Here is a 12,352-nt window from a genome sequence, read left to right as displayed (position 1 = left end):
AAGCCCGTTTCGCACACCCCGTAGACTTGCCCGTATGAAGATCGCGGCCTTTGACTTCGACGGCACCCTCCACCACCCCGGCGACCCCAACGGCGGCTTCACCCCTGCCGACCTCGCCGCCATCCAGGCCTGGCGCGAGGCCGGCCACCTCGCCATCTCCGCCACCGGCCGTTCCCGCTCCGCCCTGGCGTACGGGATGCGCGGCAGCGGGCTGACCTTCGACTACCAGGTCCTTTCCAACGGTGCCTCCGCCGCCACGGGCGATAACCGCGAGCTCATCTTCGGCTACACCATCGACACGGACGTGCTCCACAAAGCGATCGACGCCTTCGGCGAGCGCGCCGGTCTGGCTGTCTACGGCACGACAATCGGCCCCATCGACGGCGTCTTCGCCGACAACACCGGCGGCATCAGCCACTTCACCGAGCACTTCACCCCCATGACCCGCGCCGACATCCCGGAGCACGAGTTCGCGGTCGTGCCGCTCTGGGTGCCAGACAACGAGTCGCTGCGCCGCGAGGTCGTGGCCTGGGCCGAGTCACTTGACGGGGACTACACCGTGGCGCAAAACCAGGAGTACGTGGACATCATGGCCCCGGGCCGCACGAAGGGCGCGGGCGTTATCGAGCTCATCGAGCGCCTCGGCTTCGACCGCGCCGACGTGGAGCTCTACACCTTCGGCGACTCGTGGAACGACATGTCCATGCACGCCATCGCGGACCACTCCTACAGCTTCGACCACTCTCCGGCCGACGTCCGCGAGGCCACGGACCACGTGATTAGTCGCGTGGCGGACGCGCTGTCACCGCGGTAGGCACCCAGCTCTCGTCGGCCTTCGCGGGCTTACCGCACGAGGGCACAACCCCGGTCACCTCTTTGCGTGCCAGTTCCACGGTGTATGAGGCTCCCTGCTTATCGACGCGCACATATCCCCCATCACCCGCCACCGCCACATCCGCAACTTCCAACTCGCCGTAGCGCACCTGCTCACCCGCACGCGACAGTTCCGCCGCGACCGCCACCTCGGCGGCCTGGGCGGGCGCACTCAGCGTGCCGCGGCCCCGGTTGCCGGGGACGAAGTACTCGCCGCGCAGCGCCGCCTCCAGCATGGCGTCGGTGGCCTCGAAGGTCATCCGGCCGAAGCTGTAGGCCCAGGGCAGAAGCAGCATCGTCGGAGCGAAGCGGTGGCCCTTGATATGCGAGGTCTCCCACACCACATCGTTGCCCTGGCCGAACGGGTACTTCTCTACCAGCTTGTTGACCAGGCTGCGGCCCTTGACCGCACAGCAGCGGTCGCGCTTGGCGTGCGTGCACACGAGCAGCAGCGGCTTAGTGCGCGCGACCGCGCCTTCGTTCTTGCCGGGGCCGGACAGGTCGAGACCCAGCAGTTCCTCGGGCGCGTCGATGTGCATGACCTCGGTCGCGGCCTCCTCGGCGAAGACGAGGTAGACGTGGTGATCCTCGATCTGGCGGCCCTCCCGCGTTGGGTGGCGGATGAGCAGCAGGGAGGCGTCGTACTCAGCCAGGTGCGCCTTGAGTTTCTCGGTGAGCTCCTCCCCGAGCGTGCCGCCGTCGAGGACGTCGTGGGTCCAGGCGTGCGGCCACTCGAAAAGCACGTACGTCGAACCCGGCTTCGCGGTGCCGGGCAGCGACTCAACCTGGACGTCGGAGCAGAACACGTCCGGTGCGCTGGTCAAAGTTTCCTCACTCATGCCCACCACCATACAACCTTTAGGGTGCCCTAATACACAGCCTCGACGCGCCAGCTGCGCCGGGTCCACACCAACAGCCACGCCTCCACCCCACGGCCCGACTCCCCCACGACCTGAAGCCGCGCCACGCGTTGCCCGGACGCGCCCCACCAGCCCTCGTCCACGGGCCAGGGTCCGGCCCAGCCTGTGACCAGATACTTGTGTTTTCCCCAGGCCAGCGCGTAGGGATCGGCGGACAGGAGGGCTTCGGCGGTGACGGTGATTGGGTGTGCGTGGGCGTCGATAAGCATGATGCGCGAGGCCGGGTGGTCGATGCCGCCGCCGAGGCGGGCGGGCAGCGGTGCGGGGATCGCGCCTGGCCAGGGTTGGGCGGCGGTGGCTTCCGGCTGCTCGCCGAAGGGGGAAAACGCGATGCGTTCGGCCACGCCGCGGCCGCCGACGGCGCGCGGCTGTACTACTGCGTCGATGCCCAGCTGGGACTGCACGCGCTCGATGACGCGGCGGGCCCCGTCGCCCGCGCTGCTGCGGAAGAGCTCGCGCTCCTCGGGGGTGGACAGCTCGAGTGGCTCCAAGATGAGCGAGGTGATCGCGCCGGTGCCGCCGCGGGTGAGCCAGCCGTCGAGCTGCCAGCGGACGCGGTCTGCGGTCGCGGACTCGGAAAGCGCCTCGCGGGTGCGCCAGACGCGTTCGACGCGCTCGCCGGTGGCCAGCTCCGCGATCACCTTCAGGCGCAGGCAGCTTGCGCCGTGCTCGGCGAGCTTTTCGTGCAGCGTGGCGGCGAGCGCGCGGGCGGCGAAGGCGGCGGCGTCGACGCGTTCGATCGGGTCCTCCGGGGTGAGCCCGACCGCGAGGTCCGCAGCCGGGAGTTCGGGGGCAACTCGGCGGTCCGGGGCGGCGCGCGCGATGCGGTGGATGCGCATCCCGCCGGCACCGAAGCGGGTGGTCACCGCCTGCGGCGGCAGCTGGGCGAGCTGGCCTAACGTAGCAATCCCCAGCTGGCCGAGCGCGTTGACGGTCGCGATATCCGCCCCGAGTGCGACCTCCGCGACGAGTACGCCCAGCGGCTGCTCGGCCAAGAACTGTGCGGAGGCCCCGGGTACCACGAGTTCGGAGCTGCGGGTGGCGATCACGGCGGTGGCCAGCTCGTCGGCCGCGCCCACGAAGGCCTCGATGCCGCTGCGTTGGGCGGCGTCTAACAGCATCTCCAGTGCCGTGTCCTCGTCCCCGTGGAAGCGGGCGGCGGCCTGCAGGTCCACGGCGACGAGTCCGGGGCGTAGGACCTCGACGGAGGCGGCGACGTCGTCAAGACTGCCGGCGAGCGCGGCGAACATGCGCCCGTCGCGGTCCGGGTTGTCGTCGACCACCGTCAGCTCGGGCGCAAGCGCCTGGGCGTTGCGCACCCGCATCCCGCGGCGCACCCCCGCCCGGCGCGCGGCCTGGGAGCAGACCTTGATCCGGTGCTGGGCGGCAATCGCCACCGGCTCGCGCAGCGTGTCGCCTGCGTCCAGGGTGGCGGCTTGCACGGGCCAGTCAGGGAACCACAGCGCCGCCACCCGCATTTAGGGCACCGCCTTCAGGTGGCGCTCGACCACGGCCTCACGTGCCGGCCCAGTACCGAGCGTGAGCGTTGCCGTCGCGCCCGGCCAGCCCTTCGCGGTGGCGCGCACGCGCACGTCGATCCCCCGGATGCGTCCTGTGCCCCGACCAATCCCGTGGAATTGCGCGACCTGCCCACTGACCCGCAGCGCGGGCGAGGGCACGGCCACGTTCACCGCCACGAGCGCCGCATTACCCTTGCGTAGCCGCGCGAGCAGCGGCCGGGCACGCACGGGGCTTAGGCGCAGCTCCGTCCGGGTGCGCAGCACCACCAGGTCAAGGCCTTCGGCGAGCACACCGGCAACGGTAAGGTCCTCGATGCCCGGCTCCGGCACCGCGATGACCCGCTCGAGCGCGCCTGCCGACATGCCCGCATACGACAGTTCGGGCCACCCGATCACGCCCACCGTGCCCCCTGCCCCGGCGACGCGGTCGAGCAGCTCGACCACCAGCGCGGGAGTCTCGCTCATCTGTGTGACGGCGCGGCGCGGCAAGCCCCCGCCCGGCAGCACCTGCGCCAACCCGCCAGGCACGGAAAGTACACCTTCGCCCGCCACGACCTGCGGCGCAGCGTCGCCGCCCAGCTCCGCCATCCGGGCGCGCAGCTGGGCGATCTGGGCATGCCGGTCTCCGCCAGCAGCCTGTCGAATAGGTGTTCCGTTCACACCGAACAGTATGCACCCCACCCCGAACACGAGCAACCACCAAGGTCGCAAGCACTTTCGAACGCCAAGGCCATCGCTTATCGACGCCACGCCCACCTGCTACAGTAACTGCCCATGATGCCCGCCGACATCCGCTCCCGTGTCACCCCCATCCCGACCCCGCTTGCCGTCCGCGCCGCGGGCGCCGCCGGGGCGGCGGGTTCGGTCGCCGTCATGGCCTCTGCTGCCCCGATCGCGGTCCGGGCCGGGCTTGCGCTCGTGTGCATAGCGGTTGCGCTCGGGGTGACGTTTGCGCACCCCTACCGGCGCGAGATGCGTGAGTACGCGGCGCGGAAGGGGGCGTCCACGGTGGCGTCGATAAGCATGCTCGTGCCGCTGATGCTGTGGTGGCTGTTGCTCATGCTCGCGCCACTTGCGCAGTGGCCCACGTGGGGCGCGCTGGTTGCGTTCGTGGGGCTGTTCGCGCTCGCGTGGCTGCTGTTTCCGCACGTCGACGGGTCGCGGCGGCTCGCCTACGCTTAATCCAGATCGCGGTCCGCGGCCCAGCGGGTGAGCTGGTGGCGGTTGGAGGTCTGCGTCTTGCGCAGGATATTCGACGCGTGCGTTTCCACCGTCTTCACCGAGATGAACAGCTGCTTGCCAATCTCCTTGTAGGTGTAGCCACGCGCGAGCAAGCGTAGGACCTCGAGCTCGCGGCGGGTCAGCGCGTCGACGGCCGGGTCTTCCACCTTGACTGGCTCGCCCGCCGGGTCCTCGACCACCCCACCGGAGGCGAAGGCGTCGAGGACGAAGCCGGCCAGGCGCGGCGAGAAGTACGCATCCCCGCCGTGGACGCGGGCGACGGCCTCGGCGAGCTCCGCGCCGTCGATGTTCTTGGTCACGTAGCCGCGCGCGCCGGCGCGGATCAGGGCGATGACGTCTTCGGCGGCGTCGGACACGCTGAGGCACAGAAACTTCACGCCCGCGTCTTCCCGCTGGACCGCGCGCAGCACGGCTAGGCCGCCGCCGTCGGGCATGTGCACATCGAGCAGCACGACGTGCGGTGCGGTCTTCCGGATGCCCTCGATCGCCTCGGCGACGGTGCCGGCCTCGCCGACGATGTCAACGCTGTCGGTCTTCTCCGACAGCTCAGCACGCACGCCGGCACGGAAGACGGAGTGGTCATCAACGAGAAAGACGCGAACCATACCCATAAGGCTAACTGGGTGACACCGTCAGCTCTACTTCTGTGCCCTGACCCGGCGCTGACGTGATCCGGGCGGCGCCGCCGGCGCGTGCCATGCGGCCGACGATGGAATCGCGCACCCCGTGGCGGTCCTCGGGGATCGCGTCCTGGTCAAAGCCCACGCCTCGGTCGCGCACGAACACGCTGAGCTCGCCGCCGAGGTGCTCGGCGTAGACATCGACGGTCTCGGTGCCGCTGTGCTTGGCGGCGTTGACCATCGCCTCGCGCGCGGCCAACGCCAGCGGCTCGTTGTCCTCCGTCAACGCCGGGTCCTCGCCCACCGTCACGGGCCTGATCACCACGCCGAAGGTGTCCTCGACCTCCCCGGCTGCCAGGTTGAGCGCCTGGAAGAGGGTGGACGGTTGGGATGCGGCGTGCTCGGAGGCGTCGAAAAGCCAGGCGCGAAGCTCGCGCTCCTGGCCACGCGCAAGGCGGGCGACCTCCTCAGGTCTATCCGCCTGCTTCTGAATCAGGGCGAGGGTCTGCAGCACCGAATCGTGCAGGCGGGCGGCGATCTCCGCGCGCTGATCCGCCACCGCCTTCGCCTCGCGCTCCGCAAGCAGCGACGAGGTCAGGCGCATCAACAGTGGGATGACCAGCACCGCCACGCCGCACACGGTGACCAGCACGGCGACTACCACGCCGGCGATCCCGGCGCTCTCGCCCAACACCGCTATTGCGAGCACCCCGCCCATAACCAGCAACGCGCCCACTGACAAGGTGAGCATGTTGGCAGTCGAGCTCATTTCCCGGTCGTACGCCTGCAGCGCGAGCACCGCACCAACGATGAACAGGCCCACGAAGAACACGACCGAGGTCCCCACGCCACTCGACGCCTTCAACGAGACGAGCGCGCCCGCGATCGCCACCACCACCAGCACCAGGTTCACCACGCGCGCCCAGCCCTTCGTCTTCGGCGGCTCAGGCACAAACGCAGGCTCGTCGTCTACCGACTTCGGCTCCAGCGGGGTGGTCATCCACAGCGCCGCGTAGGCCAGCGCGCCGACGCCGCCTGCGAACGAGGCCAGGATGAAAAAGAGGCGCACCCAGCGCTCCTCCACCCCGAAATAGCGCGCCAGCCCGGAGGCGATGCCAGCGACCATAAGGTTGCGGCGACTCCGGGTAAAGCGCGGGTACAGCGCCGGTGGCGGGGCTGCATACGGGGCGGGTTTCGACATACCCCTCATTGTTCCACCCGCGCCCGCAAAGCGAATCGGGGACAACCCTGAGTTTTGCGCGCGGACAAATTTCAGGGCATTTCCCGATGGTCGCGCCCTCATTTCCCCGCGATAATGGAGGCATGGACACGACGAACACCTTCTCTAAGATGTGGGCATCCCGCCCGCCCCGCATCCCGAAGGATCAGGGCGGCAAAGCGGTCATCGCCGGCGTGGCAGAGGGCTTCGGCACCCGCTTCAACATCGACCCCGTTATCATCCGCATCGCCTTCGTCGCACTCACCCTCTGCTTCGGCGGCGGCGTCTTCCTCTACCTGTTGTGCTGGATCAACATGCCCCGCTTCGGCGTCCCATTCAGCCCTTTGTCCGCCCTGGCGACCGGCGAAGGCAATGTCGCTCGCGAGTCGGAAACGGGCAAGGATGAACGCAGCCTCGCCATCTGGCTCCTGATCGGCATAGTCATCTTCTTCCCCTCGCTGTCCTATGCCAGCGACGGCACCACCGTCTACAGCGCAGTACTTACCTTCGCGCTCTTCGGCCTGGGCTGGTACTTGCTCTACCAGCGCTGCCCCGAGCCGCCCGCGGGTCTGCTCGTGCCCCAGCAGGGGCGCCCGCTTGACGACGCCCACCCGTCCCCCGCCCCCGACGCCGACACCAACACCGGCACTCCATCCGAGAGCCCCTACGCGCAGTCCGCCACCGCGAATCTGAGCACGCCGCCGGATTTCCCGCACCCGGCTGCCCCGCCAGAGTGGGACCCGCTAGGCGCGGCGCCGGGTCTGTGGCACCTGCCGGATCCGTCCGAGCCGACGCCGGAACCTGCGCAAACCAAGAAGCGCTACTGGCTTTGGATCCCTGTCGCTATCGTCGCGACAGCAGCGATCCTGTGGGCGATTCCCGTACTTAGCATGCTGCGCACCAGCGCAATCGGGGACTACGGCGTTGCAAATGTCTCCGCCTACAGCGCGGAGGCTATGCGGGAATACAAGCACAACATCGGCGAGGCTCGGATTGACATTTCGCGCATCGAGCCGCTTGATGAGCCCGTGACAATAGAACTGCGCAACGGCATCGGCAAGATCGACCTCAAACTCCCTAACGACGTCCCGTTCGTGGTCAATTGCGATGCCACCATTGGCAGCGCCAACTGCCCAGAAGGAAAGCAAAACGCGGACAAGGACGGCGAGCTTCTCACGATTAACGTGAAGCAGCGCATCGGTTCCGTGTCCGCGGATTACTAAGGGAGGCTCGCGGGATTACTCCCACTCGATGGTCCCCGGCGGCTTGGAGGTCACGTCCAGCACGACGCGGTTCACATCAGCGACCTCGTTGGTGATGCGGGTGGAGATCACCTCGAGCGTCTCGTACGGCAGGCGCACCCAGTCCGCGGTCATCGCGTCTTCCGAGGCGACGGGGCGCAGCACGATCGGGTGGCCGTAGGTGCGGCCGTCGCCCTGGACGCCGACCGAGCGGACGTCGGCAAGCAGCACGACCGGGCACTGCCAAATCTGGTCGTCGAGGCCGGCCTTGGTCAGCTCCTCGCGCGCGATCGCGTCGGCGGCGCGCAGGGTTTCCAGGCGCTCCTGGGTAACCTCGCCGATGATGCGGATGCCCAGGCCCGGGCCCGGGAAGGGCTGGCGGTTGACGATGACCTCGGGCAGGCCGAGCTCGCGGCCGACGGCGCGCACCTCGTCCTTGAACAGCAGACGCAGCGGCTCGACCAGCTCGAACTCCACGTCGTCCGGCAGGCCGCCGACGTTGTGGTGGCTCTTGATGTTCGCGGTGCCGGTGCCGCCGCCGGACTCCACCACGTCCGGGTACAAGGTGCCCTGGACAAGGAAGTCGACGCTTTGGCCCTCGAGCACACCCGCTACTGCCCTTTCGAAGGAACGGATGAACTCCGCGCCAATCGCCTTGCGCTTCGCCTCCGGCTCGGTCACGCCGGCGAGCTTGCCTAGGAAGGCCTCGCGCTCGTCCACGGTGACCAGCTTCGCGCCGGTGGCGGCGACGAAGTCGTTTTCCACCTGCTCGCGCTCGCCCTGGCGCAGCAGGCCGTGGTCCACGAACACGCAGGTCAGGCGGTCGCCGATTGCGCGCTGCACCAGCGCCGCGGCGACGGCGGAGTCCACACCGCCGGACAGGCCGCAGATCGCGTGGCCCTCGCCTACCTGCGTGCGGACCTGCTCGATGAGCTGCTCCGCGATGTTGGACGCGGTCCAGTTCTGCTCCAGACCAGCAACCTCGGTGAGGAAGCGGGTGAGCACTTCCTGGCCGTGCGGGGAGTGCATGACCTCGGGGTGGTACTGCACGCCAGCGAGCTTCTTGTCCACGCACTCAAAGGCGGCCACGGGCGCGCCCGGGGTGGACGCGGTGACGGTGAAGCCCTCCGGTGCCTCGGTGACGGAGTCGCCGTGCGACATCCACACCGGATGCGCATCCGGGGTGCCGGTGTGCAGCACGCCGCCGGAGATGTCCATGTTGGTGCGGCCGTACTCGCGAGCGCCGGTCTCAGCGACCTTGCCGCCGAGCGCCTGCGTCATGACCTGGAAGCCGTAGCAGATGCCGAAGATCGGCAGGCCCAGCTCGAAGATCTCCGGGTCCAGCTGCGGGGCGTCTTCGGCGTAGACCGAGGACGGGCCGCCAGAGAGCACCAGCGCGGCCGGGTTCTTCTCGCGCACCTCAGCGGCGGAGATTGTGGACGGGACGACCTCGGAGTACACGCGCGCCTCGCGCACACGGCGGGCGATGAGCTGCGCGTACTGGGCGCCGAAGTCGACGACTAATACGGGACGTGTTTGCGGTGTAGTCACGGGACAGATTCTAGCCCACTGCCCACTCGCGTGACGACGCAGCCTACTCCGCGGCCGTCGATCCTATCTGCCCCTGCGCCTGGCCCGCCGCAAGCACAATGCTCAGCGCAACAATGCTGCTGGTCACCACCGCGCCGGCGGCGGCAGCCCCGCCCAGGTTGAAACCTGAGCCAGCCAGCGCCCGATCCAGCGGGCGCACCGCCTCGGGAGGCAGCGCGCGCAGCTGCGCGTCCAGCTGCTCCAATGCAGGCGTGAGCCCCGGCACCGCGGTCTGCTGCGCCAGCGCAATCGGGATGAGCAGCATGAGCGGGCTCACCGCGAGCGCAAGGCCCCTGCTTATCGACGTCCCACTCGACCCCTCCCCAGGCACCGCCGGTAGTGGCGTCTGCACCTGGGTTGTCTGGGTTGGCTGGGTTGGCTGGGTTGTCTGGGTTGTCTGGGTTGCTTGCGTCGTCGGCGCTTCCGTCGGCGCGGTCGGCGCGCTCGGGGTGGTTGGTGCCGCAGTCGTGGGCTGCGGTGCTGCGGTCGGCGTCGCCGTGGTTGCGGACGTGCTCACCGTTGCCGACGGGGCGCTCGTTGCCGCACTCGTTGCCGCACTCGTTGCCACAGTCGGTGTCGCAGGTGGCACAGCCGTCGGCACAGTGCTCGTTTCCGCGCTCGGCGCAGGCACAGTTGTCGTGGGCTCCAGTGCCTCGCCGGGCGTGACCTTCGCGTTGAACTCCGCATCCGCGCGGCTGCCATCCGGGAACCACAGCGAGATCTGCACTGCGGCGTGCTCGTCCGCCTTGGCGTTTTCCGGTGGGGTGAGGGTGATGGTGCCGGCGCCGTCGATAAGCTCGATGCCCCACTCGGAAGGGCCGGAGGCGGAGATGGCCGTGCCCTCCGGCAGCGGATCGCCCGTGTTCGCGGCGCGCAGCAGGTGCCCGCGCGGCCCGGCGACGTCCTCCCAGTTCACCGAGAGGCTTTCTGCCAGCGAGCGCATCCGCACCGTCACCACCTGCGTGTCGGTGCTTTCGTCGCTGTAGGTCGCGGTGATGCGCAGGCGCGCCGTGTCGCCGGGCTTCGCGTCTGGGCCCGGGGTGACTTCGACGGTGTCGCCGTCGACGGCGGTGTGCCACGACGGGGCGTCGAGAAGCGATGCCTCGACCACCGCATCGATAGCATCGCCGGAGTTGCGCACCGTGAGCTGCTCGCCCCACGGCGCGGAGGTGTCGGCCCACGACGGGTTGAAGCGCTCGCTGACTGTGCGCAGCGTGACCGGGATTTCCACGACGCGAACCTCGCCGCGGCCGTCCTCGGCGCGCACCGGCACCGTGGTCTCCCCGCGCGGCAGTTTCGCGCTCGGGGTGAGCACCACCGTGCCATCGGGAGCGACCTGCGCCCATGCTGGCGTTGGCGTGCCGTCGGCATCCGTGGTCGGCGCGAATGTCACGTTGCGCACCTGCGGTGCTGGCACCGTCAGCGACTCGCCGCGGATAAGCTCCTGGGCCGGGTAGCGCACCGCGTCGACGGTATCGCCCTCCGGCGCAACGACGGTGACGGTGAATTCGTCGGTACCGATGCTTCCAGGCACTGCCTCCGTGGAATCCGGATACCGCGTGGTCACCGTAAACGTCGCGGTCGTGCCAACTGGGGCGTTCGCCGGCGCAGTGACCTCAAGAGCGCCGCCTGGGCGTGCGACGGCTGCAAAGCCCTCCGCATCGGTGCGGGCCGTGACCTGCGCCCCGTCCAGCAGCGTGCCCGACTGCGGCACCTCCAGGCGCGTCGTGCCGCGCGCCACCTGCGCGTTGGCCCACGCGGGCTGCGCCGTGGACGCCAAGGGCGCCACATGCACCGGCACGTGAAACTCAGGCGAGACGGTCCCGTCCTTAAACGTCACCCGCATTGGTACCTCGTGATCCCCCAGGTGCTCCGCTGTGCGCGGGCGCGCCACGAGCTGGCCGCTGGCGGCATCCACGCTGATCCAATCGGTGTAGGTGGCGCTGTCGCCGTCCAGCACCGAAAACTCCGGGTCGACGGGCTGCTCCGGCAGGCCGTCGATACCCGCGGAGTCGAACGTGGGCAGTGGGATTGCCGCCGAGCGCCCAGTGACCGTCGAGATGCGCTCGGCCGGGCGGACAACGTAGTTGTCATCGTCCGGCAGCCGGTTGAAGAAGACGTACAGCGGCACCACGTCCCACACGTCGCCTTCCGACCATGTGAACTGCTGCCCCTCATGCGGCGACCACCGGAAGCGGATCGGGACGTTGCCTCCGCGGTAGCCCTGGATATTCAGCTCTTCCAGCTTCTTGTGCGCGTGGATCTTGAGTTCCTGGAACTCGCCCTCATCGTCGGTAATGACCTCGGTGGTCACGTAATCCAGCAGCGGATTGTCCACGTGCGGCTGCGGTTCCACGGTGAGATCCGCGTCCCACACCCCACTCGGCCAGAAGCCAGGGATCTCGCGCTCGATGCACTTTACGTCTTCGGCCCCCGGCTTGTCTCCGCACGTAACCTGCGGGTCCTTCCAGGAAATGTCCTCGCGCGTGAGCGTAAGCGTCTGCCCCGGTGTCAGGTGTAGGGGGCGGCGGGGAAAGCGCGGTTCTTCCAGCGTGGCCGGGTTGTTGTACAGCAAGTAGCTGGTCCAGTTGTTAAACAGCGCGACGGAGATGTACTGCGTCCACGTCTTCCCGTCGGGGAAGTCCACGTCTACGGTCAGCGTATAAAGCTTCTCCGGCACCGCTTTCTTGCTGTAGCGCAGCTTCTTGTACTCAAGCAAATCATTGGTCACGCTCACCCGGCCGGTGTCCGGATCCACGTCCAGCCACTCCGGGCCGTCAACCTTCTTGTACGTAATACCCTTGGGCGGGGCGATCAGCTGGTACTCCGGGGAAAACTTCGCGTACACCGGCGGGCGAAACCCAATGCCCCGCTCCACCTCCGAACGGATCAGATACAGCCAATTGCCAAACTCGGGGCTGTAGGACGCGAACAACGGGTATGCAAAGGTGCCAGTCTGTTCGAGCAGGATGTCGGTGCCGCCGCTAGGCTCCTCCGACGCGATAGCCGTAAACGCAACACTGGTGGGGGCGCACAATGCGCAGGTCGTGAGCACGGCAAGTGCGGAACGGGCAACCCGGGAAACCATCTGCAATTCTCCTGCTCTTCTGCGGCAACGCCTTCACAC

Annotated in this window: 10 protein-coding genes; 3 read left to right on the top strand and 7 right to left on the bottom strand. The window is 68.6% G+C overall.

Annotated elements, in window-relative coordinates; all coding sequences use genetic code 11:
- Positions 1-34: 34 nt before the first annotated feature.
- Positions 35-814, top strand: a complete 780-nt coding sequence (locus tag CIMIT_RS02235) for an HAD hydrolase family protein (protein WP_038588581.1) — start codon at positions 35-37, stop codon at positions 812-814.
- Here CIMIT_RS02235 and CIMIT_RS02230 read toward each other — a convergent pair.
- The 3 genes from CIMIT_RS02230 to CIMIT_RS02220 are packed head-to-tail and all read right to left on the bottom strand — an operon-like array spanning position 780 to position 3,973.
- Positions 780-1,712 (bottom strand): sucrase ferredoxin, encoded by a 933-nt coding sequence (locus CIMIT_RS02230; protein WP_038593748.1) that lies wholly within the window; start codon positions 1,710-1,712, stop codon positions 780-782. The two genes, CIMIT_RS02235 and CIMIT_RS02230, sit on opposite strands and share 35 nt — an antisense overlap.
- A 29-nt stretch (positions 1,713-1,741) precedes the next feature.
- Entirely contained in the window at positions 1,742-3,271 is a 1,530-nt protein-coding gene (locus CIMIT_RS02225; RefSeq protein WP_038588578.1) for a Y-family DNA polymerase, read from the bottom strand.
- Positions 3,272-3,973: a hypothetical protein gene (locus tag CIMIT_RS02220; protein ID WP_038593745.1), complete on the bottom strand. Its 702-nt coding sequence runs from the start codon at positions 3,971-3,973 to the stop codon at positions 3,272-3,274.
- A 114-nt stretch (positions 3,974-4,087) separates the two neighbouring features.
- Between CIMIT_RS02220 and CIMIT_RS02215 the strand changes: the two genes are divergently transcribed.
- The gene (locus CIMIT_RS02215) at positions 4,088-4,495 is read left to right on the top strand and encodes a hypothetical protein (RefSeq protein ID WP_038588575.1); all 408 of its coding nucleotides are present in this window, start codon (positions 4,088-4,090) and stop codon (positions 4,493-4,495) included.
- Here the strand turns inward: CIMIT_RS02215 and CIMIT_RS02210 are convergent.
- Together CIMIT_RS02210 and CIMIT_RS02205 are read right to left on the bottom strand one after the other, a co-directional pair.
- Positions 4,492-5,160, bottom strand: a complete 669-nt coding sequence (locus CIMIT_RS02210; protein WP_038588573.1) for a response regulator — start codon at positions 5,158-5,160, stop codon at positions 4,492-4,494. The genes CIMIT_RS02215 and CIMIT_RS02210 overlap by 4 nt on opposite strands.
- 10 nt (positions 5,161-5,170) lie before the next feature.
- Positions 5,171-6,376: an ATP-binding protein gene (locus CIMIT_RS02205; protein ID WP_038588570.1), complete on the bottom strand. Its 1,206-nt coding sequence runs from the start codon at positions 6,374-6,376 to the stop codon at positions 5,171-5,173.
- Positions 6,377-6,498: 122 nt separating this feature from the next.
- Between CIMIT_RS02205 and CIMIT_RS02200 the strand changes: the two genes are divergently transcribed.
- The gene (locus tag CIMIT_RS02200; protein WP_038588567.1) at positions 6,499-7,617 is read left to right on the top strand and encodes a PspC domain-containing protein; all 1,119 of its coding nucleotides are present in this window, start codon (positions 6,499-6,501) and stop codon (positions 7,615-7,617) included.
- 15 nt (positions 7,618-7,632) lie between these two features.
- On the opposite strand, the gene guaA is transcribed toward CIMIT_RS02200, so the two are convergent.
- Entirely contained in the window at positions 7,633-9,186 is a 1,554-nt protein-coding gene (guaA, locus tag CIMIT_RS02195) for a glutamine-hydrolyzing GMP synthase (protein ID WP_407919537.1), read from the bottom strand.
- 43 nt (positions 9,187-9,229) lie between these two features.
- Positions 9,230-12,313 carry a Rib/alpha-like domain-containing protein gene (locus tag CIMIT_RS02190; RefSeq protein ID WP_038588550.1) on the bottom strand — a complete coding sequence of 1,028 codons (3,084 nt, stop codon included), beginning with the start codon at positions 12,311-12,313 and terminating at the stop codon, positions 9,230-9,232.
- Positions 12,314-12,352: the final 39 nt, after the last annotated feature.

Origin of the sequence: Corynebacterium imitans (assembly GCF_000739455.1) — a bacterium.
Taxonomy (GTDB): domain Bacteria; phylum Actinomycetota; class Actinomycetes; order Mycobacteriales; family Mycobacteriaceae; genus Corynebacterium; species Corynebacterium imitans.
The sequence above is the reverse complement of the archived record's forward strand: the minus strand, read 5'-3'. Positions and strand labels throughout refer to the sequence as shown.

What these genes read in the sequence shown, in the direction of transcription:
- CIMIT_RS02235 (WP_038588581.1), top strand. Translation starts at nt 35, where the DNA reads ATGAAGATCGCGGCCTTTGACTTCGACGGCACCCTCCACCACCCCGGC.
- CIMIT_RS02230 (WP_038593748.1), bottom strand. Translation starts at nt 1,712, where the DNA reads ATGAGTGAGGAAACTTTGACCAGCGCACCGGACGTGTTCTGCTCCGAC.
- CIMIT_RS02225 (WP_038588578.1), bottom strand. Translation starts at nt 3,271, where the DNA reads ATGCGGGTGGCGGCGCTGTGGTTCCCTGACTGGCCCGTGCAAGCCGCC.
- CIMIT_RS02215 (WP_038588575.1), top strand. Translation starts at nt 4,088, where the DNA reads ATGATGCCCGCCGACATCCGCTCCCGTGTCACCCCCATCCCGACCCCG.
- CIMIT_RS02210 (WP_038588573.1), bottom strand. Translation starts at nt 5,160, where the DNA reads ATGGTTCGCGTCTTTCTCGTTGATGACCACTCCGTCTTCCGTGCCGGC.
- CIMIT_RS02205 (WP_038588570.1), bottom strand. Translation starts at nt 6,376, where the DNA reads ATGTCGAAACCCGCCCCGTATGCAGCCCCGCCACCGGCGCTGTACCCG.
- CIMIT_RS02200 (WP_038588567.1), top strand. Translation starts at nt 6,499, where the DNA reads ATGGACACGACGAACACCTTCTCTAAGATGTGGGCATCCCGCCCGCCC.
- CIMIT_RS02190 (WP_038588550.1), bottom strand. Translation starts at nt 12,313, where the DNA reads ATGGTTTCCCGGGTTGCCCGTTCCGCACTTGCCGTGCTCACGACCTGC.